This is a genomic window from Alistipes sp. Marseille-P5061 (assembly GCF_900290115.1).
GTDB lineage: Bacteria > Bacteroidota > Bacteroidia > Bacteroidales > Rikenellaceae > Alistipes > Alistipes excrementigallinarum.
This window is the reverse complement of record NZ_LT985748.1, coordinates 748,122-768,806: the sequence shown is the minus strand read 5'-3', so window position 1 is coordinate 768,806 and position 20,685 is coordinate 748,122. Positions and strand designations below refer to the sequence as shown.

The window sequence follows — 20,685 nt, the reverse complement described above, 5'->3', positions numbered from 1 at the left end:
ATGGCAAACAAACTTGTTGTCGCTCCCGCGCCCCACGTGCAGACGACGCAATCGACGAGCGTCATCATGCGCGACGTCATCATCGCGTTGTTGCCTGCGCTGGCGGTCTCGACGGTGGTCTTCGGCCTCAACGTGCTCTGGGTCACGGCGCTGTCGGTCGCGTGCTGCGTGTTGTTCGAATACCTGATTCAGCGATTCCTGGTCCAGGGCCCCGTGACCGTGGGTAACCTTTCGGCCGTGGTGACGGGCATGCTGCTGGCCTTCAACCTGCCGGCGACGATTCCCTGGTGGATTGTCGTCATCGGCGCCTTCGTCGCCATCGCCATCGCCAAGATGACCTTCGGCGGCCTGGGCAAGAACCCCTTCAACCCGGCACTCGTGGGCCGTGTCTTCCTGCTGATTGCCTATCCCGTGCAGATGACCACCTTCCCCATGCCGGTCAACGGCTCGTTTGACGCACTGTCGGGCGCCACGCCGCTGGCGGTCGTCAAGCACGGTGCGGCCGGTCCCGACGTGCTCGGCGTGCAGGACCTGCTGCTGGGCAACATGCCCGGTTCGATGGGCGAGGTGGCCGCGCTGGCGCTGCTGTGCGGCTTCGTCTATCTGCTCTGGCGCCGGGTCATCACGTGGCACATCCCCGTGACGGTACTCGTGACGATGGCGCTCTTCGCCTTCATCGTGGCGCTCTGCCGCGGTGGTGAGCCGTCGCTGCTGTGGCAGCTGCCGCTCTTCCACGTGCTGGCCGGCGGTGCCCTGCTGGGCTCGATTTTCATGGCTACCGACTACTCGACCTCGCCCATGACGGTCAAGGGCGGCGTGATTTTCGCCGTCGGCATCGGTGTCATCACCATGCTCATCCGTCTGTGGGGTGCCTATCCCGAAGGCATGTCGTTCGCGATTCTGATTATGAACGCCGTCGTGCCCCTGATTAACAAATATGTGAAACCCGCGCGCTTCGGCGTGAAATAACAGGAGGCCTTAAGATTATGGAAAGTACACTTAAGAACATGGTTGCGGTGCTCTTCGGCATCACGCTGGTGGCTTCGGCCGGTGTGGGCGTGGTGAACATGATTACCGTGGAGCCCATTGCCCAGTCGAAGCAGGCCGCCACGACGGCGGCGCTGACCGAGGTGCTGCCTCCGTTCGACGAGACGACGAGTGAGGAGCTCACCATCGACGAGATGCCCATCACGGTCTACACCGCCACGAAGGGCGGCGTGGTGGCCGGCTATGCCGTGCAGTCGATGTCGAAGCTGGGCTTCGGCGGTGCGGTGCGCATGATGGTGGGCTTCGACCCCGACGGCCGCGTGGTCAACATCAACGTGCTGGAGCAGACCGAGACCCCGGGCCTCGGTACCAAGATGTGCGACGAGGGCAACCCGCTGCTGGGCAGCGTCAAGGGGCAGCGCCTCGAGGATAAGCAGCTCGTCGACGGCAAGCTGGCGGTCCGCAAGGACGGCGGCGACGTGGACGCCCTGACGGCTGCCACCATCTCGTCGCGCGCCTATGTCGATGCCGTCAACCGGGCCTGGATGGCCTACAAGAGCGTAGCGACGGGCACACCCGCCACCGACGTGGCGTCGGGCGCCTCGCAGCAAACCAACAACGAGCCTGCGGCTCAGGAAGGAGGTCAAAATGAATAAACTGCAAATCATTCTCAGCGGCATCATCAAGAACAACCCGACCTTTGTACTGGTGCTGGGCATGTGCCCGACGCTCGGTACGACCACCTCGGCGGCCAACGGCATGGGTATGGGTCTGGCCACCATGGCGGTGCTCATCATGTCGAACCTGGTGATTTCGCTCATCAAGAACATCATCCCCGACAAGGTCCGCATCCCGGCCTTCATCGTGGTCATCGCCTCGTTCGTGACCATCATCCAGATGCTCATGGAGGCCTTCGTTCCGGGGCTCTACAAGGCGCTGGGCGTCTTCATCCCGCTCATCGTGGTGAACTGCATCATCCTGGGCCGCGCCGAGGCCTTCGCCTCGAAAAACTCGCCTTTCGACTCGATGCTCGACGGTGTGGGCATCGGTCTGGGATTCACCCTCTCGCTGACGGTCATCGGCGCCGTGCGCGAGGTTCTGGGCAGCGGTGCCATCTTCGGCATCAACCTCGGCATCGCGGATGTCATGCCGCTGGTCTTCGTCCTTGCGCCGGGCGGCTTCCTCACGCTCGGATACCTGATGGTCCTGTTCAATAAATTAGCCAAGAAGTAGCCATGGAAATATCCTATTTCGCAATCATTATCGGCGCCATCTTCGTCAACAACGTCGTGCTGGCGCAGTTCCTCGGCATCTGCCCCTTCCTCGGCGTCTCGTCGAAGGTTGAGACGTCGCTGGGCATGGGCGCCGCCGTGACCTTCGTCATGGCGCTTACGGCCGTGGTGGCGTGGCCCATCCAGACCTACATCCTGGTGCCGCTCCACATCGAATACATGCAGACGATTGTCTTCATCCTGGTCATCGCGGCTCTGGTGCAGATGGTCGAAATCATGCTCAAGAAACTCTCTCCGTCGCTCTATCAGGCGCTGGGCATCTTCCTGCCGCTCATCACGACCAACTGCGCCGTGCTGGGTGTGGCCATTCTGATGATTCAGAAGGAGTTCAACCTGCTGCAGAGCGTCGCCTACTCGGTCTCGACGGCTCTGGGCTTTGCTCTGGCGCTGGTGCTCTTCGCCGGCATCCGCGAGCGTCTGGAGTTCGAGGAGGTTCCCAAAGGCTTCCGCGGTGTCCCCATCGCGCTCATCACGGCCAGCATTCTGGCCATGGCCTTCATGGGCTTTTCGGGTCTGGTCTGAGACCCGGCAACGGTTCCACCGCGAAGACCGCTCCCCGAGGGGCGGTCTTCTCTGCATTCCGGGGCACGCTTTTTGTGCACGGCCGACTTTTTTCGCCGTAAAAACTTCGTTTCTTGCGCCAAGATTGTTAATTTTGCGCTATTATCGAATAAAACCCACCGAAGTCAATGGATAAGGTCATCAAACTTCACGACCGGAAGTTCCGGGTCATGATTCCCGCCGCGAAAATCGACGAGGCGGTCACGGCCGTCGCGCAGCGCATCAATGCGGACTATGCCGACAAGGATACGCCGCTTTTTGTCGGGGTGCTGAACGGTTCGTTCATGTTCATGAGCGACCTCATCAAGAAAATCGAGTTCAACAGCGAGCTGTCGTTCGTCAAGCTGGCCTCGTACGAAGGGACGCAGACCACGGGCGACGTGAAGTGCCTCATCGGACTCAACCAGTCGCTCGAGGGGCGCCACGTGATTATCGTCGAGGACATCGTCGACACGGGCGAGAGCATCGAGCGGATGGTTCGCGACCTGGAGAAACTCCATCCGGCCAGCATCGCCGTCTGCACGCTCTTCTTCAAGCCGGGCTCCTACCGCAAGCAGATTCCCATCGATTATCGGGCGATGGAAATCGGCAACGAGTTCATCGTAGGCTACGGTCTGGACTACAACCAGCTGGGCCGCAATCTGAAGGATATCTACGTGGTGACCGAATGATGGGCGAGGTGACGAACAACATCGTGGAGTTGCTCGACGGCGGGCGGCTGCTTCCGCTGGTCGAGGATTTCTATACCATCCAGGGCGAGGGGTACCATACGGGCAAGGCGGCCTACTTCATCCGTCTGGGCGGCTGCGACGTGGGGTGCCGCTGGTGCGACGCCAAGTATACGTGGAATCCGCGCCTCTATCCCCCGGTCGAGGTGGCGACCATTGTTGCGCGGGCTACGGCCTGTGCGGCGCAGGCCGTCGTGGTCACGGGCGGCGAGCCGCTGCTCTATCCGCTCGGCGTGCTGACCTCGGAGCTGCGCGCCCGTGGGCTTGAACTCTTCCTCGAAACCTCGGGTTCGCACCCCTTCAGCGGCGAGTTCGACTGGGTATGCCTCTCGCCCAAACGGCAGCAGCCCCCTCTGGAGGAGGCCTATGTGCGTGCCGACGAGCTGAAGGTGATTGTCGAGCGGGCCGAGGATTTCGCGTGGGCCGAGCAGAACGCCGCCCGCGTGCGTCCCGAGTGCCGGCTCTACGTACAGCCCGAATGGAGCGTCTCGGAGCAGGTGATGCCGCTGCTGGTCGAGTATGTCAAGGCCAACCCGCGCTGGAACATCTCCATCCAGGCACACAAGTACATGCATATTCCTTAACCCCTCTGTCCCAATCGAAGATGACCCTCCATTTCGGACGCAAGTTCTGGCGGTTTCTGACCACCGTCGTGGTGCTCTTCATGCTCTTCGTGGTGGGACGCAATCTGGTCCATGCCGTGAAAATCAAGGGGCAAATCGGGACGCTGCGGCGTCAGGCCGAGGAGTATCGCGAGAAAATCGCCCAGGACAGCACGCTCGTCGAGCGGCTGCGCTACGACGACTACCTCGAGGAGTATGCCCGCGAGCGCTACGGCATGCAGCGGCGCGACGAGCGGGTCTTCCTCATGGATGATTGAGCGGCCGGCAGGCTCCGGGGCCGGGTTGCGTGAGGCTTGTGCGCACCGGGCAGTGACAGGGGAGGGGCTGGACAGGACAGGCCCCGATTGATGAATCGGGAGAGTCAGACAGACCGTGCTGCGTTGAAGAAGCACCGGGTCGGACAGGGCAGGCCGTGTGGGGTGTCCGAACGGGATACGAAAGCGATAAAAAACAGGGGAGAGCGTCCGAAGACGCTCTCCTCTTTATTTTCGGGACTGCGCGGCTTTTGGATGTGCCGCGCAGCTTCATCTGGTGGAGTATCGTGCTGTTGTGGATAACCGTGCGACGGGGCGGCGGTGTGCGGCGGAGCCGGTTGCGGAGCGTGTCAGTAGTGGTGGAACCCCTGCCAGTCGAGCGGACTGGGCGTGCCGTGCTCGCACCAGCGCAGCTCGTGCGTTCCGGTGATGCGGCCCAGCGGGTAGAGCGGCGCCCCGAAGCGGGCCTCGAAGGCCTCCATGAGCGAATCGACCCCCGACGCCTCGGCGCAGAGCAGCAGCTTGTAGTCCTCGCCGGCGCAGGCCGCCGTCCGCAGGTCGATGCCCGGGGCGGTCGGGATGCGCTCCAGGTCGATGTCGGCGCCGACGCCCGAGCACTCCATGATGTGGCGCACGTCCGAGGCCAGACCGTCCGAGAGGTCCATCATGGCCGTCACCTCGCTCCTCGTGCCGAGCCAGAGCCCCTCGTCTACCTGGGGACGGGGCATGCGGTGGATGGCGGCGCAGGGCGTGTCGCAGCGCCCCTGGAGCAGGTCCTGCAGCCCGGCGCCCGATTCGCCCAGCAGCCCGGCCGTGAGCAGCACGTCGCCCGGGCGGGCGCCGCTGCGCCGCTTGATGCAGCCGTCGGCGGCCCGGCCGATGGCCGTCACGTTGATGGTGACGCCCCCCTTCGAGGCGGTCGTGTCACCTCCGATGAGGGCGACTCCGTACTCTTCGGAGAGCGCACGGTAGCCCTCCATGAACTCCTCAGCCCACGCCCCGGCAGCATCGGCCGGCAGCGCGATGGAGAGGAGCGTCGCTACGGGGCGGCCCCCCATGGCGGCAACGTCGCTCAGATTGACGGCAAGCGATTTGCAGCCCAGCTCGCGGGCCGTGGTTGCGTGGCGCAGGAAGTGCACCCCCTCGGTCAGCAGGTCGGCCGTGAAGAGCAGCGATTCGCCGCCCTGGAGCGGCAGTACGGCGCAGTCGTCGCCGATGCCCTCGAAGCCGTTGTCGGGCAGCGCGGCGAAGAGCGTGCGTATGTGGTCGATGAATCCGAATTCGGTCATGGTGGTCTGTTTGCTTTTGTCTCTGTGCGGCGCGCGGCTGCTTGCGCGAGGGAGATGCCCCGCCGTGCAGCTGCAGCGTCGGAACCGAAACGTCACGCAAAGGTATCGAAAATAATCGAATAATGTTGTATCTTTGCCCGGAGAATGGTCCCGCCGCGGAGCGGGACCGCAGCCTCAGTCCAACGATGAAGATTCTGATTCTCAACGGTCCCAACCTCAACCTGCAGGGGCGGCGCGACCGCGCGGTCTATGGCGCGGAGACGCTCGACGACCTCATGCGACGCCTTGCGGAACGCTATCCCGACGTCGAATTCATCCACTTCCAGTCCAACGTCGAGGGGGAACTCATCGATGCGCTCCAGCGCGCCGAGCAGACGTGCGACGGGGTGGTGCTCAACGCCGGCGGCTATACCCACACCTCTGTGGCGCTGCGCGATGCGGTCGATGCGGTTGCGGTGCCGGTCGTCGAGGTGCACATCTCGTCGATTCTCGCCCGCGAGGAGTTCCGCCACACCTCGTTGCTGGCTCCCGTCGTTGCGGGCTCCATCATGGGATTCGGCATGGACTCCTACCTGCTGGGTGTCGAGGCGCTGAGGCTCAAACGGAACGAACAACAGATTTAACGAGACAATACATGTACAGAAAGAAAAGAACCAAGGTGGTTGCGACGATGTCGGATTTCCGTTGCACCGAACAGTTTGTCCAGGAGCTCTACGATGCAGGTATGGATGTCGTGCGCATCAACTCGGCCCACGTGAGCGAGGAGAGCGCCACGCGCATCGTGGAGACGGTGCACCGCGTCAACCCCTCCATTCCGATTATGATAGATACCAAGGGCCCCGAGATTCGGGTGACGACCATCGCCGACGAGTACGGCAACGGCATCCACTTCCAGGTGGGTGACATCGTGAGCGTCCGCGGCTCGATGGGCGACGACCTCACTACGCGCAAGGTGGTCTACATGAACGTCCCGACCATCGTCCGCGACATCCCCGTCGGGGCGCGCATGCTCATCGCCGACGGCGAGATGGAGATTCGCGTCCTGGAGAAGAGCGACGATGAGCTCCGCTGCGAATTTACGGTGGGTGGCTGCATGCGCTCGCGCAAGAGCGTCAACGTGCCGGGCGTCTCGATTGACCTTCCGTCGGTTACGGAGAAGGACCGCCGCTTCATCGAGTGGGCCGTGCGCAACGACGTTGACTTCATCGCCCACTCGTTCGTGCGCAGCGCCCGCGACGTGGCCGCCGTGCAGGAGATTCTCGACGCGCACCGGAGCCCGATTAAGATTATCTCGAAAATCGAGAACCAGGAGGGTCTGAACAACATCGACGAGATTATCGAGGCGTCGTACGGCATCATGGTGGCCCGCGGCGACCTGGGTGTCGAGCTGCCGGCCGAGGCGATTCCCAATACGCAGCGCCGCATCGTCGAGAAGTGCATCGCCGCCAAGCGTCCGGTGATTATCGCCACGCAGATGCTCTACTCGATGGTGAAGAACCCCCGCCCGACGCGGGCCGAGGTGAGCGACGTGGCAAGCGCCATCTACGAGCGTGTCGACGCCGTGATGCTGAGTGACGAGACGGCCATGGGCGACTATCCCGTGCAGGCCGTCGAGACGATGTCGCGCGTGGCGCGCGAGATTGAGCGCGACGAGACGCACTTCGCCCCGATGATTGACATGAACATGGTCTCGGTCAACCACGAAATCACTGCCCAGCTGGCCCGTACGGTGGTCCGCGCCAGCACCAACCTGCCGGTGCGCTATGTGGTGCTCGACACCAAGACAGGGCGTACGGGCCGCTACGTGGCCGCCTTCCGCGGCCGCAAGCCCGTTGTGGCGGTCTGCTACCAGCGCCACGCACAGCGCATCCTGGGCCTCTCGTACGGCGTGGTGGCCATCCTGCGCAACCAGCAGGTCAACGACAAGTACCACTTCCTCATCGACGCCATGGAGTTCATCGACCAGTATACGAAGCTCGACGAGGAGGACCTGCTGGCCATCGTCGGCGGCAGCTTCGGTCCCGACGGCGGCGCGTCGTATGTCGAGCTGGCCAACGTGCGCAACATCCGTCACCGTAACGAGGAGATTGCCGCCGGCATGGTGCGCTGACCTGCGGACCGGTCGGAGGGCGTATGGAGCGAACGGACAAGCGAAGAAACCAGTAGCTGAAAGGGGGTACGACGATGGGCAGCGGTGAGCTGAAGGTCAAGGTTGCGCGCGGCGTGGCGTGGAGTATCGGCGAGAAGGTCGGTACGATGCTCCTCCAGATGGGGGTGAGCATCGTCGTGCTGCGCTTGCTCACGCGCGAGGACTTCGGTCTGATTGCTATTTTGACCGTCTTCTCGACCTTTGCGCTGGTGGTCGTCGACAGCGGCTTCTCGCAGACGCTCGTGCGCCGCACCTCGCCGCTGCAGGAGGACTACAAGTCGGTCTTCCTCTTCAACGTGACGGTGTCGGTGGCGCTCTACCTGCTGCTGGTGGCCCTTTCGCCGCTTCTGGCGCGCTACTACGCCATGCCCGAGCTGACGGCCCTTGCTCCGGTCTTCTTCCTGCTGCTGCCGGTCAATGCCCTGTGCGTCATCCAGCAGACGCTCTTCACGCGGCAGTTCCGCTTCGCCCTGCTCTCGAAGGTCACCTTCGCCGCCTCGCTGGTGAGCGGCGTGGCGGCCGTGGCGCTGGCGCTGGCCGGCTTCGGTGTCTGGAGCATCGTGGCGCAGCGGGTGCTGCAGATGGCCGTGCGGGCGCTGCTGCTCTGGTGGCTCAGCTCGTGGCGCCCGTCGGGTAGCTGGAGCGTCGGTTCGCTGCGCCGCATGGCCCCCTACAGCTTCAGCCTGATGGCCTCCGACCTCTTCGCTGCGCTCTACACCAAGATTCCGCAGCTCTTCATCGGCAAGCTCTACACCCCGGCGACGCTGGGCAGCTACGACCAGGCGCAGAAGCTCAAGGACCTGCCCATCACCTCGACCATGCAGGCCGTGCAGGGGGTCATCTTCCCGGCGCTGGCCAAAATCAAGCACGATGCGGCAAAGTTCGCCGAGAGCTACCGCCAGATTGTGATGGTGGTTGCCTATGCGCTCTTTCCCGTCATGGCGGGCATGGCGGCCATTGCACAGGACATGTTCGCCGTGCTGGTCGGCCGGCAGTGGCTGCCGGCGGTGCCCTACTTCGAGGTGCTGTGTCTTGCGGGCCTCTTCTGGCCGGTGGCGATGGTGGCCTACAACGTGCTGAAGGTGAAGGCCGACGGAAGGACCATCTTCCGGCTCGAGGTGGCCAAGAAGGCCGTTCTGACGGTGATTTTCATCGTGACGATTCCCCGCAGCGTGATGGCCGTCGTCTGGGGACTGGCCCTCTACGGGCTGCTCGAGATGCTCATCAACGTGGCCGCCTCGCTGCGCCTTACGCTCTTCACCTTCGGACGCTTCCTCCGCACGCTGCTTCCCGTGGCGGCGGTGACGGCGCTCATGTTCCTGCTCGTGCGACTGACGGAGCTCTACGGCCCCGCCAACGACCTGCTGCGGCTGGTGCTCGAGGTGGTGGTCGGCGTGGCGATCTATGTCGGGCTGTCGGCCCTCTTCCGGCTCGAGGCCTTCGGCGAGGTGGTCGGCCTGGTGCGCCGGCAGCTGCAGCGTCGGCGGTAAGCTCTGCGCAACAAAACGAGGAGCGGGTGTCCCGACCGGGACACCCGCTCCTCGTTTTGTTGTTCGGCGGGTCATTTCGCCGCCCGCAGCCCTCAGGTGTAGAGCCTCGGCGTGCAGATGCCGCGCAGTACGGCCAACGCGTTGCTCATGAGCGCCTCCAGCTCGTTCTCGCCCGGGTAGACCGTAACGGGAGCGATGAAGGAGCAGCGTTGACGGATGGCATCCGTCACGGGGGCGTTGTAGGCGATGCCGCCCGTGAGGACGATGCCGTCGACCTTGCCCTCGAGCACGGCGGCCATGGCGCCGATTTCCTTCGAAATCGTGTAGCACATCGCCTCGATGAAGCGCTTGGCCTCCTCGTCGCCGGCGCGCATGCGCTCCATGACCGACATGACCGAGTTGGTGCCCAGGTGGGCCACCATGCCCCCCTTGCCGGCCAGCAGCCGCTCCACGTCGTGGCGCGTGTAGCGCCCCGAGAAGCAGAGGTCGGCCAGCCCCGAGGTGGGCAGCGAACCGGCACGCTCGGGAGCAATCGGTCCGTCGCCGTCGAGGGCGTTGTTCGTGTCGACCATGCGGCCCCGCTTGTGGGCCGTCACCGAGATGCCGCCGCCCAGATGCGCCACGATGAAGTTGTGCTCCTCGTAGACCAGCCCCACGCGTTCGCAGTGGAGCCGCACGGTCGCCTTCTGGTTGAGCGCATGGAGAATCGAGCGGCGCGGGCAGTCGGGCAGTCCGCTCATGCGGGCTACGTCGTCCATCTCGTCGACCACCACCGGGTCGGCGATGTAGGCCTTCACGCCGGCCATGGCCGCGATGTCGGCCGCCAGCAGTCCGCCCAGATTCGAGGCGTGCTCGCGCGAGGCGTGGCGCAGGTCGTGACGCATGGCGTCGTTGACCTCGTAGACTCCGGCCGGAATGGGCTTCACGAGCCCGCCGCGGCCGATGACCACCGCCAGTTCGCGGATGTCAAAGTGCTGTTCGCGCAGCGCCGAGAGGATGATTTCACGGCGCCAGTCGAGTTGCGAAATGATGTCGTCGAAGCGGGCAATCTCCTCGGCCGAGTGGCGGAGCGTCAGCTCCAGCAGCGGATGCTCGTCGTCGTAGAGGGCGACCTTGGTCGAGGTGGAGCCCGGGTTGATGGCTAAAATCTTGGAACCCATAAAAGCAGTTTCAGGTTGGTTGGTTTCGGTTCGTCGGTGGGTTCCCGATTATTTCGCAGCCAGGCAGGCCAGTGCAATCGAATAGAGCTTGGTGAGGCTCGTGTCGCCGCGCGAGGTGAGCACGCAGGGAACCTTCGTACCCATCACCATGGCAGCCAGCTCACCGCCGCAGAGGTGCGATGCGCACTTGAAGAAGACGTTTGCCGACTCCAGGTTGGGGAAGAGCAGGCAGTCCGGGTCGCCGGCTACCGACGAGCCCTTCACCTTCTTGTGCTCGGCAACCTCCTTGTAGAGCGCCACGTCGAGCGACAGCGGGCCGTCGATGATGACGTTGCCCAGCTGGCCGCGGTCACCCATCTTGGCCAGCAGCGCGCCTTCGGTCGACGAGATGACGTTGGGCAGCACCTGCTCCGAGGGGGCGATGCAGGCAATCTTCGGCGTGGTGATGCCCAGCAGGTTGGCCGTAGCCGAGAGGTATCCGATTTGCTTCATCTTCTGCTTGAAGTCGGGCAGCGGAATGACCGCCACGTCGGAGATGACGAGCAGCTTGTGGTAGCTCTTCATCTCGACAATCGAGACGTGGCTCAGCACGCCCTTGGGCGGGAAGAGACCGGCGTCCTTGTTCAGAATGCCTCGCATGTACTTGTCGGTCGAGACCAGACCCTTCATCAGCACGTCGGCATTGCCTACAACCACTGCGGAAACGGCCTGCTGCACGCACTTCACGTCGTTGGGCTCGTTGACGATGTTGAAGACCTTGATGTCGATGTCATTGTCGCGGCATACCTGCTCGATGACCTCCTTGTCACCGTAGAGCGTGGGCTCCACGAGACCCTCCTTGTAGGCGTTGTAGACCGCCTCGAGCGTGTGCGAATCCTGTCCGTAGGCCACGGCAAGGCGCTTTCTGCCCTTCTTTCTCGCCTCTTCGACGATTTCGGTAAGATGCTTAATCATAACGTTCTATGAATGTGTTTTTTGTGTGGTTGTGTCGTTTGGAACGGAGCCTCCGGAACCCTGCGGTGCTTCACTTCGCGAAGTCTCATCCTGCGGAGCTTCACCCTGCGTAGCCGGCCCGTGTCGCCGCTTGCCGCCGGAGTCCGGAAGCCTCGCTTCGTCGTCCGGACCGGGTCAGCGCACCAGCTCGTAGGTGTCCGTTGCGATGACCAGCTCCTCGTTGGTGGCAATCATCGCCACCTTCACGCGCGAGTCGGGCGTCGAGAGCAGCTTGTCCACGCCGCGTGCGCCGCGGTTGGCCTCGCAGTCGAACTTCACGCCCATGAACTCGAGCCCCGTGGCTACGGCTTCGCGCATCTCGGAGGAGTTCTCGCCCACGCCGCCCGTGAAGACAATCAGGTCGACGCCCCCCATCTCGGCGGCATACTCGCCGACGAACTTCTTGATGCGGCGGTAGTGCATGTCGCGGGCGATGATGGCGCGCTCGTCACCGCGGTCGTAGGCGGCGTCGATGTCGCGCATGTCGCTCGAGAGGTCGGTCAGACCCAGCACGCCCGACTTCTTGTTCATCATCTCGTCGAGCTGTGCGTAGCTCATTCCCTCCTTCTGTCCGATGAAGGTGATGGCTGACGGGTCGACGTTGCCGCAGCGCGTACCCATCACCAGACCGTCGACCGGCGAGAAGCCCATCGACGTGTCGAACGACTTGCCGTTGAGGATGGCCGTCACCGAGGCCCCGTTGCCGATGTGGCAGGTGATGATTTTCGAGTGCTCGAAGTCCAGCCCGGCCAGCTTGGCACCCACCTTGGCCACATACTTGTGGCTCGTTCCGTGGAAGCCGTACTTGCGGACGCGGTACTTGTCGTAGTAGGCGTGGGGCAGTGCGTAGAGGTAGTTCACCGCCGGAATCGTCTGGTGGAACGAGGTGTCGAAGACGGCTACCTGGGGCGTGCCGGGGAGCACCTTCTCAATCGAGAGGATACCTTCGAGGTTGGCGGGGTTGTGCAGCGGGGCGATGTCGAACAGGCGGCGGATTTTCTCCTTGACCTCCTCGTCGACCAGGCAGCTGGCCGGGAAGAACTCGCCTCCGTGGGCCACGCGGTGGCCGACGGCCTTCACCTCGTCAAGCGAGGCGATGACGCCGTGTGCGGGGTCCGTCAGTGCGTCGAGCACCAGACGGATGCCGGTCGTGTGGTCGGGAATCGGCTGGTGCAGCTCGAACTTCTCCTTGCCGACGGGCTTGTGGGTCAGGTCGCCTTCGGCCAGGCCGATACGCTCGACAAGGCCTTTCGCGAGCAGCTTGCTCGACGCGGGCTCCATGTCGATGACCTGATACTTAATCGACGAGGAACCGCAGTTCAATACCAAGATTACCATATTGTTGTCTGTTTTTTAGAATTTGCTCTTCCGGTGATTCGTCTGTCCGGATGAGGTCGCAGGAGCCGGCGCCTGCCGGGGTGTCGGACCTTGCCGCCGCAGCTCCCTGTCGGGACGGCTGTGTTGAGGCTTCTCCGGAGCCGGCGGCAGGCGGGGTCTCCCCTCCGGCCGGCTCGGTTTCACGAATCATCAATAAAAGTAGAGATTCTTTTTAATTTATGCAAATTTAAGGAAAAAATGCTTGCGGATTGTTATCTGAAAGGCCGTTTTTTAGATTTTTTTCTCTTCTGCTCTGACCGGTTTGTCCTGCACGGCGGTTGGGGCGGGGCGTGAAGGTGCGGCCGCATCCGGACAGGACGCGGAAGGTTGGAGTGTGCATGCGGTCGGGTTGGGGTGTGGCCGGGCGGGAGCCGGAACGGCTGCCGACAGTGGAAGTGTAAAACGGTTGCGGCCGGAGGTCGCAGCTGGATGCCGGAGCGGCCGCGCCCGATGCCGGTATGCTGCAGTCGGACCCGGTGAATTCAGGGGCCGGACCCGGGGGTGGATTCAGGAGGAGGATGTGGAGGCTGGGCTCGGACTTGGGGGTGGGGCTCGGACTCAGGGCTCGAACTTGTAGCCGACGCCCTTGACCGTGACGATGTGGTCGTCACCGATTTTCTGGCGCAGCTTGCGGATGTGCACGTCGATGGTGCGGTCTCCCACGACCACCTCGCTGCCCCAGATGCTGCTGTAGATTTCCTCGCGCGAGAAGAGCTTCCCGGGTGACGAGCTGAGCAGGTCGAGCAGCGCGAACTCCTTGCGCGGCAGGGTGATTTCGTGCCCGTTGCAGCGCACCGAGTAGCGGTCGCGGTCGACCGTGACGCCCTGTTCGGCCGCCGGTGCGGTATCGGTGTCGGGGTCGACCCGCTTGAGCAGCGCCTGCACGCGGCTGACGAGCAGCTTCATGGGAATGGGCTTGGTCAGGTAGTCGTCGGCTCCGGCATCGAACCCCTTCAGCTGCTCCTCCTCCTCGCCCAGCGCCGAGAGGAAGACCACCATCGTCTGCTTCAGCTCGGGCTCCTGGCGGATGGCGCGGCAGGTCTGCGCCCCGTCCATGACGGGCATCATCCGGTCGAGCAGAATCAGATGGGGGTGGTGCTCCCGGGCCAGACGCAGCGCCTCGGCGCCGTTTTCGGCCGTATAGACCTCGTACCCTTCGCGCTGGAGGTTGTAGCGGATGAATTCGAGGATGTCCACTTCGTCGTCGGCTATCAGGATGCGGTATTTCATGGTCGAGGAGTTTGGTTGGGGCAGGTGGCTGTCCGCACCTTCCGGGAGCACCTCCCGCAGCGTTGCGCGGGGGTCGGTCGGGCGGGCCGGCGGGGCCAATCTTCTGCGAAGGTACGAAAATTTCCGGGGAAAACCTTCGGCGGCACGGGAAAAATGGTTATCTTTGCGTGATTCATATTATTTCCTTTGCGGAACCTTAAAACGCTTGATTGAAATGGCTACTGAGAATCCGAATCTTCCTGCTCCCGAGGAGCAAGTCAGCAAGGTTGCTGAAGATGTGCAGCATGATGCTCCCGTAGAGACCGCCCAAACCGTCGCAGCCGCCGCTCCGGCGTCTGCGGAGCCTGCGCCTGCCGCCGTTGCGGAGGCGCCCGCCCGCGCCGCTCAGGGCGAAGGGGTGGATTTTACGGACGAGGAGGCCGCTCTTGCGGCCGAGCAGGCAGACCTGTCGCTGGGCGAGGAGCCTGCAGCCGAGGAGGAGGGCGAAGCCGATGCCGAGGCGCTACAGGCCGCTGCCTCGGACCGCTTCGTGGGCAAGAGCAAGCAGGAGCTGCTGGAACTCTTCGCCCGGATGCTCGAGGAGCAGCCCGTGCAGACGCTCCGCCGCGATGTCGAGGCATTGAAGGTAGCTTTCTATAAACTTCGCCGCGCCGAGGTCGAGGCGGCACGCCGGGCCTTTGTCGAGGCCGGCGGCAAGGAGGAGGAGTTCACCCCGGCGGTGGACGGCTCCGAGGCGCGCCTGAAGGACCTCATCCGCGAATACCGTACGCGCCGCGACGCCTTCCTGGCCAACCTCGAGCAGGAGAAGGAGGAGAACCTCAAGGTCAAGCTCGGCATCATCGAGGAGCTCAAGGCGCTGGTCAACTCCGACGAGACGCTCAACCATACCTTCACCCGCTTCCGCGAACTGCAGCAGCGCTGGAAGGAGACCGGTCCGGTACCCCAGCAGCAGGTCAAGGACCTGTGGGAGACCTATAACCTCCACGTCGAGAACTTCTACAACTTCATCAAAATCAACAAGGAGCTGCGCGACCTCGACTTGAAGAAGAACTACGAGCAGAAGGTGGCGCTCTGCGAGCAGGCCGAGGCGCTGGTGCTCGAGCCTTCCATCGTCGAGGCGTTCCACAAGCTGCAGAAGCTCCACGACGAGTGGCGCGAGACGGGTCCCGTGGCCAATGAATACAAGGAGGCGCTCTGGGAGCGCTTCAAGGAGGCCTCGAGCCGCATCAACAAGCAGCACCAGGAGCACTTCGAGGCGCTGAAGGCCGAGCAGGTGCACAACCTCGAACTGAAGGAGGGGCTCTGCGTGGCGGCCGAGGAGTTGGTGGCCCAGCCGCTGACCACCCTCAAGGAGTGGAACCGTGCCAACGACCGTCTGCTGGAGATTCAGAAGACGTGGAAGACCATCGGCTTCGCACCCAAGAAGGACAACAACCGAATCTACGAGCGCTTCCGCGCGGCGTGCGACCGCTTCTTCGAGAGCAAGCGTCAGTTCTTCGCCGGCGTGAAGTCCGAGATGGAGCACAACCTCCAGCTCAAGAACGAGATATGCGCCCAGGCCGAGGCGCTGCAGAACAGCGAGGAGTGGAAGAAGACCACCGACGAGCTGATTGCCCTGCAGGCCCGCTGGAAGCAAATCGGCGCCGTGTCGCGCCGCCACTCGGATGCCGTCTGGAAGCGTTTCCGCGCGGCATGCGACCACTTCTTCGAGCGCAAGGCGGCCCACTTCGCCGGCGTCGACGGCGAGCATGAGGAGAACCTCCGCCGCAAGCTGGCGCTGCTCGACGAGATGGCTGCGGCCGACGTCAAGGCGGGCGGCTACGAGGTCATCAAGGATTTCCAGCGCCGCTGGGGCGAAATCGGCTTCGTGCCCATCAAGCAGAAGGATGCCATCCAGAAGCGCTACAAGGCGGCCGTCGATGCGCTGTTCGACGCGCTGCGCGGCTCGGAGCGTGACCGCTCGATGAACCGCTTCCGCGAGAAGGTCTCCTCGCTCAAGGGGGCCGGTGACCGCCGTCTGCGTTCGGAGCGCGAGCGCCTTTATAACAAGGTGCGGCAGATGGAGCAGGATATCGCCCTGCTGGAGAACAACATCGGATTCTTCACCAAGTCGAAGAACGCCGATGCGCTCGTGGCCGAAGTGAAGGCCAAAATCGAGCGGGCCAAGGCCGAGATGGCAGCCACCATCGAGAAGGTGCGCCTCATCGACCGGGAACAGCAGCAGGGAGGCACCGAAGAGTAGGTGTCACGAATGCCCGGCCTGCGGCGGAGACGCCGGGCCGGGTATTTCCGTGCATGCGCCCCGGGCGCCCGGGAGCGCTGAAGGTCCGGAAGACCCGGAATGTGCGGCGTGCGTGGAGCGCCCGGAAGGGCGGAATGCGAGAAGCGCCCGGAAGAGCGGGAGGAGAGTCCCGAAGGACGGAATGTGAGGAGAGTCCGGAATGCGAGGAGCGTCAGAAACGTGTGAAAGCGTGGAGCGTTCCGGAAAGAGCGGATGAGCGGAGCGCCCGGCGCCCCGGACATAGTGAATAAGAATGTAAAACCCCAAAGATAAGCAGTAATGAAACTTGCAAAACCCAAGTACATATTCGTGACCGGTGGTGTCGCCTCTTCGCTGGGCAAGGGCATCATCTCGGCCTCCATTGCGCGCCTGCTTCAGGCCCGCGGCTATTCGGTAACGATTCAGAAGCTCGACCCCTACATCAACGTCGACCCCGGAACGCTCAACCCCTACGAGCACGGCGAGTGCTACGTGACGGAGGACGGCGCCGAGACCGACCTCGACCTGGGCCACTACGAGCGCTTCACCAACCAGCCCACCTCGAAGGCCAACAACGTGACGACGGGCCGCATCTACAAGAGCGTCATCGAGAAGGAGCGCAAGGGCGAATACCTGGGCAAGACCGTGCAGGTGATTCCCCACATCACCGACGAAATCAAGCGTCGCATCCAGCTGCTCGGCCAGCAGAAGACCTACGACATCATCATCACCGAGATTGGCGGTACGGTGGGCGACATCGAGTCGCTGCCCTTCATCGAGTCGGTGCGCCAGCTGCGCTACATGCTCGGCTACCGCGACACGGCACTCGTACACCTGACGCTGATTCCCTACATGTCGGCTTCGGGCGAGCTGAAGACCAAGCCGACGCAGCACTCCGTCAAGGCGCTGCTCGAGAACGGACTCCAGCCCGACATCCTCGTGCTGCGTACGGAGCATCCCCTCTCGATGGCGCTGCGCCGCAAGGTGGCGCTCTTCTGCAACGTCGACGCCAACGCCGTCATGGAGTCCATCGACGTGCCGACCATCTACGAGGTGCCGCTCAAGATGCACGAGCAGCATCTGGACGAGGTGGTGCTCGAGAAGCTGAACCTGCCGGCCGACAGCGAGCCCGACATGACGGCCTGGAGCGCCTTCGTCGAGAAAATCAAGCATCCGTCGCGCACCATCGACATCGCGCTGGTGGGCAAGTATACCGAGCTGCACGACGCCTACAAGTCCATCAGCGAGTCGTTCATCCACGCCGGTGCCAGCAACGACTGCCACGTGAAGCTCTCCTACGTCAACTCCGAGAAGCTCAACCGCGAGAACGTGGCCGAGAAGCTGGGCCGTATGGCCGGCATCCTCGTGGCTCCGGGCTTCGGCAACCGCGGCATCGAGGGCAAGATTGAGGCCGTGCGCTTCGCCCGCGAGAACGGCGTTCCCTTCCTGGGCATCTGCCTGGGCATGCAGTGCGCCGTCATCGAGTTCGCACGCAACGTGCTGGGCATCGCCGATGCCAACTCGAGCGAGATGGAGGCCACGCCCCATCCGGTCATCGACCTGATGGAGGAGCAGAAGGGCGTGACGGCCAAGGGCGGCACGATGCGTCTGGGCGCCTACCCCTGCGTGCTGAAGAAGGGTTCGAAGGTGGCCGAGGCCTACGGCAAGCTCCACATCTCGGAGCGCCACCGTCACCGCTACGAGTTCAACAACGACTATCTGGCGCAGTTCGAGGCCGCGGGCATGAAGGCCGTCGGCATCAACCCCGACACCAACCTGGTCGAGGTGGTCGAGATTCCGAACCATCCGTGGTTCGTCGGTACGCAGTACCATCCCGAATACAAGAGTACGGTGTTGAGCCCCTCGCCGCTCTTCGTGGCCTTCGTCAAGGCGGCGCTCGCCTTCGACGACTCGCGCAAGTAACGACGACTTTTGAGTAACGAGAGACAAACGTTTCGATGGATAAGAAATCACTTTTGGGAATTGCCGTCATTGCGGTCCTCTTTCTGGGATTCGCCTACTTCAGCGGCAAGGAGCAGGAACAATACAAGAAGGAACTGGCCGAATACGAGGCCTATCAGGATTCGCTGGCGGCCGTGACGCGCCCCGAGCAGGCGGCCGCAGCCGTGGCCGGTGAGGAGGGTGCCGCCTCGGCAGCCGACACCTTGTCGCTGCACGAGCGGCAGGTGGCCGGCCTGGGCGAGTACCTCGCGGCGGCACGCCAGGGCGAGGAGCGCTTCATCACGCTCGAGAACGACGTGATGACGGTGCGCTTCTCGACGCGCGGCGGCCAGATTGTCGATGTGACGCTCAAGGACTACACCCGCTATGCCCCCCGCGGCGAGCGCAACGAGCTGGTCAAGCTCTTCGACCCCTCGACGGCCAACTTCGACCTGTCGTTCTACGTCCGTAACGGACTGAACAACGTGGCGGTCAATACGACCGACTACCTCTTCGAGGCCGACTCCGTCGTGCGGACCGATGACGGTGCGCAGCTGCTCACGATGCGGCTGCCCGTGGCGGCGGACGCATGGCTGCAGTACGACTACCGCATCTACGACGTGCAGACGCCCGAGCGCGACTATCTGGTCGACTTCGACGTCCGGCTGGTCAACATGGCGCCGCAGATGGCCAACCAGACCTCCATCGGCATCACCTGGTCGAACTCCTCCTACCAGAACGAGAAGGGCTTCAAGAACGAGAACATGTATACGACCCTCTCGTACCGCTTCCCGGGCGAATCCTCCATCGAGGATCTGGGCATGAGCGAGAAGGATAAGAGCAAGAAGGTCTCGACGGCGGTCAACTGGGTGGCCTTCAAGCAGCAGTACTTCTCGTCGGTCTTCATCGCCCCCGAGAACCTGTCGTATGCCGACATGTCGTTTGACACGGCCGAGGAGGGCTCCGAATTGCTCAAGGACTTCTCGCTGCAGACGGCCGTGCCCTATACGGCGCAGACCGAGGGGTATGACTTCGCCTTCTATTTCGGCCCCAACAAGTACGCCATTCTCAAGAAGGTGGCCGACGCCGAGGGCGAATCGCTTCACATGGAGCGCCTCATTCCGCTGGGCTGGGGCATCTTCGGCTGGGTGAACCGCTGGTGCGTGATTCCGGTCTTCGACTTCCTGCGCAACTACATCCCCAACTTCGGCATCATCATCCTGATTCTGGCGGTGCTCATCAAGCTGGTCATCTCGCCGCTCACCTACAAGAGCTACGTCTCGACGGCCAAGATGCGCGTCATCAAGCCCGAGGTCGACGAACTGGCCAAGAAGTACCCCAAGAAGGAGGATGCCATGAAGCGCCAGCAGGCGACGATGGAGCTCTACCGCAAGGCGGGCATCAACCCCATGGGAGGCTGCATCCCGATGCTGATTCAGCTCCCGATTCTGGTCGCCATGTTCCGCTTCTTCCCGGCATCGATTGAGCTGCGTGGCGAGTCGTTCCTCTGGGCCGACGACCTCTCGTCGTACGACAGCATCCTCAACCTGCCCTTCTCGATTCCCTTCTACGGCGACCATATCAGCCTCTTTGCGCTGCTGATGGCCGTGTCGCTCTTCATCTTCTCCTACGTCAACTACCAGCAGACGGCTTCGTCGCAGCCCCAGATGGCCGGCATGAAGTTCATGATGGTCTACCTGATGCCGGTGATGATGCTCCTCTGGTTCAACAGCTACGCGAGCGGTCTGTGCTTCTACTACCTGCTCTCCAACCTGATTACCATCGGCCAGACCTTCTTCATCCGCCGCATGATTGACGACGAGAAGATTCATGCCATCATGAAGGCCAACGCCGCCAAGCATACCAACGGCAAGAAGTCGCGCTTCCAGCAGCGCTACGAGGAGCTTCTGCGTCAGCAGGAGGCCCAGCAGCGCGCCAAGCGCAAGTAACGGATGCGGAGCCTGGTGTGCCGGGCTCCGACGGAGCAGAACGACCGGGTGGGGAGGACTTCAGAGCGCCTTCCGCCCGGTCGTTCCGTTTTCGGCGCCTTTGTCCCGTCTTTGGCGCGGTCGTCCCGTCCTTCGATGAGGGCGAAAGCGCCGCGGCCGGATGCCCGACGTTGAGGAGGGCCCGTCCCGGCAAGGGGCGGCCCGATGTTGCGGGGCTCACCGTTGCAGAAAACTTGCAGTTGCGAGGTGCCCGTCGTTGCGGAATGTCTGCCGTTGCGGTCCTGGGGCCGTTCGGTGCGCAAACGCTGCGCCCGTCGGATTCAGAGGGCGGAAAGGCAACCTGCCCGGTCAACAACCACGAAACAAAACCATAACCATGAACATGAAAAGAGAGATACTCAT

The 20,685-nt window shown here is 63.1% G+C and carries 18 protein-coding genes; 13 read left to right on the top strand and 5 right to left on the bottom strand.

Annotated elements, in window-relative coordinates:
* The 7 genes from C8267_RS03030 to C8267_RS03000 all read left to right on the top strand — a co-directional run bounded on the left by C8267_RS03030 (position 1) and on the right by C8267_RS03000 (position 4,448).
* Positions 1-969 carry an RnfABCDGE type electron transport complex subunit D gene (locus C8267_RS03030; protein ID WP_087361085.1) on the top strand — a complete coding sequence of 323 codons (969 nt, stop codon included), beginning with the start codon at positions 1-3 and terminating at the stop codon, positions 967-969.
* Positions 970-986: 17 nt separating this feature from the next.
* Complete coding sequence (locus C8267_RS03025) at positions 987-1,643, top strand: RnfABCDGE type electron transport complex subunit G (protein WP_234025667.1); 657 nt, start codon at positions 987-989, stop codon at positions 1,641-1,643.
* Positions 1,636-2,220, top strand: a complete 585-nt coding sequence (locus tag C8267_RS03020; protein WP_087361081.1) for an RnfABCDGE type electron transport complex subunit E — start codon at positions 1,636-1,638, stop codon at positions 2,218-2,220. The genes C8267_RS03025 and C8267_RS03020 overlap by 8 nt, the downstream gene beginning before the upstream one ends.
* Positions 2,221-2,222: 2 nt before the next feature.
* Entirely contained in the window at positions 2,223-2,801 is a 579-nt protein-coding gene (rsxA, locus tag C8267_RS03015) for an electron transport complex subunit RsxA (RefSeq protein ID WP_087361079.1), read from the top strand.
* A 167-nt stretch (positions 2,802-2,968) separates the two neighbouring features.
* Positions 2,969-3,511: a hypoxanthine phosphoribosyltransferase gene (hpt, locus tag C8267_RS03010; RefSeq protein WP_106633574.1), complete on the top strand. Its 543-nt coding sequence runs from the start codon at positions 2,969-2,971 to the stop codon at positions 3,509-3,511.
* Positions 3,511-4,152 (top strand): 7-carboxy-7-deazaguanine synthase QueE, encoded by a 642-nt coding sequence (locus tag C8267_RS03005; protein WP_106633744.1) that lies wholly within the window; start codon positions 3,511-3,513, stop codon positions 4,150-4,152. The genes hpt and C8267_RS03005 overlap by 1 nt, the downstream gene beginning before the upstream one ends.
* A 20-nt stretch (positions 4,153-4,172) precedes the next feature.
* Positions 4,173-4,448: an FtsB family cell division protein gene (locus C8267_RS03000; RefSeq protein ID WP_087361075.1), complete on the top strand. Its 276-nt coding sequence runs from the start codon at positions 4,173-4,175 to the stop codon at positions 4,446-4,448.
* 347 nt (positions 4,449-4,795) lie between these two features.
* Here C8267_RS03000 and thiL read toward each other — a convergent pair whose 3' ends face one another.
* A complete protein-coding gene (gene thiL / locus C8267_RS02995; RefSeq protein WP_087361073.1) occupies positions 4,796-5,734 on the bottom strand; it encodes a thiamine-phosphate kinase in 939 nt (312 codons plus the stop codon).
* Between the two features lie 185 nt (positions 5,735-5,919).
* Between thiL and aroQ the strand changes: the two genes are divergently transcribed.
* The 3 genes from aroQ to C8267_RS02980 all read left to right on the top strand — a co-directional run bounded on the left by aroQ (position 5,920) and on the right by C8267_RS02980 (position 9,373).
* Positions 5,920-6,357, top strand: a complete 438-nt coding sequence (gene aroQ, locus C8267_RS02990; RefSeq protein WP_087361070.1) for a type II 3-dehydroquinate dehydratase — start codon at positions 5,920-5,922, stop codon at positions 6,355-6,357.
* Positions 6,358-6,368: 11 nt separating this feature from the next.
* Complete coding sequence (gene pyk, locus C8267_RS02985; protein WP_106633573.1) at positions 6,369-7,844, top strand: pyruvate kinase; 1,476 nt, start codon at positions 6,369-6,371, stop codon at positions 7,842-7,844.
* Between the two features lie 74 nt (positions 7,845-7,918).
* Positions 7,919-9,373 (top strand): lipopolysaccharide biosynthesis protein, encoded by a 1,455-nt coding sequence (locus C8267_RS02980; protein WP_106633572.1) that lies wholly within the window; start codon positions 7,919-7,921, stop codon positions 9,371-9,373.
* Between the two features lie 92 nt (positions 9,374-9,465).
* Here C8267_RS02980 and buk read toward each other — a convergent pair whose 3' ends face one another.
* From buk to C8267_RS02960, 4 genes are all read right to left on the bottom strand, one after another.
* A complete protein-coding gene (gene buk, locus C8267_RS02975) occupies positions 9,466-10,533 on the bottom strand; it encodes a butyrate kinase (RefSeq protein WP_087361064.1) in 1,068 nt (355 codons plus the stop codon).
* A gap of 48 nt (positions 10,534-10,581) precedes the next feature.
* Positions 10,582-11,487, bottom strand: a complete 906-nt coding sequence (locus C8267_RS02970; RefSeq protein WP_106633571.1) for a phosphate acyltransferase — start codon at positions 11,485-11,487, stop codon at positions 10,582-10,584.
* A 174-nt stretch (positions 11,488-11,661) separates the two neighbouring features.
* Entirely contained in the window at positions 11,662-12,864 is a 1,203-nt protein-coding gene (locus tag C8267_RS02965) for an acetate/propionate family kinase (RefSeq protein ID WP_106633570.1), read from the bottom strand.
* Between the two features lie 597 nt (positions 12,865-13,461).
* Positions 13,462-14,133, bottom strand: a complete 672-nt coding sequence (locus tag C8267_RS02960) for a response regulator transcription factor (protein ID WP_087361058.1) — start codon at positions 14,131-14,133, stop codon at positions 13,462-13,464.
* Positions 14,134-14,347: 214 nt separating this feature from the next.
* Here C8267_RS02960 and C8267_RS02955 point away from each other — a divergent pair, with 214 nt between their 5' ends.
* From C8267_RS02955 to yidC, 3 genes are all read left to right on the top strand, one after another.
* Entirely contained in the window at positions 14,348-16,375 is a 2,028-nt protein-coding gene (locus C8267_RS02955) for a DUF349 domain-containing protein (RefSeq protein ID WP_087361056.1), read from the top strand.
* 318 nt (positions 16,376-16,693) lie between these two features.
* Positions 16,694-18,316, top strand: a complete 1,623-nt coding sequence (locus C8267_RS02950; RefSeq protein ID WP_106633569.1) for a CTP synthase — start codon at positions 16,694-16,696, stop codon at positions 18,314-18,316.
* 35 nt (positions 18,317-18,351) lie between these two features.
* Entirely contained in the window at positions 18,352-20,283 is a 1,932-nt protein-coding gene (gene yidC / locus C8267_RS02945; protein WP_106633568.1) for a membrane protein insertase YidC, read from the top strand.
* The last annotated feature ends 402 nt before the right edge of the window (positions 20,284-20,685 follow it).

Coding starts and splice junctions, on each gene's coding strand:
- C8267_RS03030 (WP_087361085.1), top strand. CDS start 1: ATGGCAAACAAACTTGTTGTCGCTCCCGCGCCCCACGTGCAGACGACG.
- C8267_RS03025 (WP_234025667.1), top strand. CDS start 987: ATGGAAAGTACACTTAAGAACATGGTTGCGGTGCTCTTCGGCATCACG.
- C8267_RS03020 (WP_087361081.1), top strand. CDS start 1,636: ATGAATAAACTGCAAATCATTCTCAGCGGCATCATCAAGAACAACCCG.
- rsxA (WP_087361079.1), top strand. CDS start 2,223: ATGGAAATATCCTATTTCGCAATCATTATCGGCGCCATCTTCGTCAAC.
- hpt (WP_106633574.1), top strand. CDS start 2,969: ATGGATAAGGTCATCAAACTTCACGACCGGAAGTTCCGGGTCATGATT.
- C8267_RS03005 (WP_106633744.1), top strand. CDS start 3,511: ATGGGCGAGGTGACGAACAACATCGTGGAGTTGCTCGACGGCGGGCGG.
- C8267_RS03000 (WP_087361075.1), top strand. CDS start 4,173: ATGACCCTCCATTTCGGACGCAAGTTCTGGCGGTTTCTGACCACCGTC.
- thiL (WP_087361073.1), bottom strand. CDS start 5,734: ATGACCGAATTCGGATTCATCGACCACATACGCACGCTCTTCGCCGCG.
- aroQ (WP_087361070.1), top strand. CDS start 5,920: ATGAAGATTCTGATTCTCAACGGTCCCAACCTCAACCTGCAGGGGCGG.
- pyk (WP_106633573.1), top strand. CDS start 6,369: ATGTACAGAAAGAAAAGAACCAAGGTGGTTGCGACGATGTCGGATTTC.
- C8267_RS02980 (WP_106633572.1), top strand. CDS start 7,919: ATGGGCAGCGGTGAGCTGAAGGTCAAGGTTGCGCGCGGCGTGGCGTGG.
- buk (WP_087361064.1), bottom strand. CDS start 10,533: ATGGGTTCCAAGATTTTAGCCATCAACCCGGGCTCCACCTCGACCAAG.
- C8267_RS02970 (WP_106633571.1), bottom strand. CDS start 11,487: ATGATTAAGCATCTTACCGAAATCGTCGAAGAGGCGAGAAAGAAGGGC.
- C8267_RS02965 (WP_106633570.1), bottom strand. CDS start 12,864: ATGGTAATCTTGGTATTGAACTGCGGTTCCTCGTCGATTAAGTATCAG.
- C8267_RS02960 (WP_087361058.1), bottom strand. CDS start 14,133: ATGAAATACCGCATCCTGATAGCCGACGACGAAGTGGACATCCTCGAA.
- C8267_RS02955 (WP_087361056.1), top strand. CDS start 14,348: ATGGCTACTGAGAATCCGAATCTTCCTGCTCCCGAGGAGCAAGTCAGC.
- C8267_RS02950 (WP_106633569.1), top strand. CDS start 16,694: ATGAAACTTGCAAAACCCAAGTACATATTCGTGACCGGTGGTGTCGCC.
- yidC (WP_106633568.1), top strand. CDS start 18,352: ATGGATAAGAAATCACTTTTGGGAATTGCCGTCATTGCGGTCCTCTTT.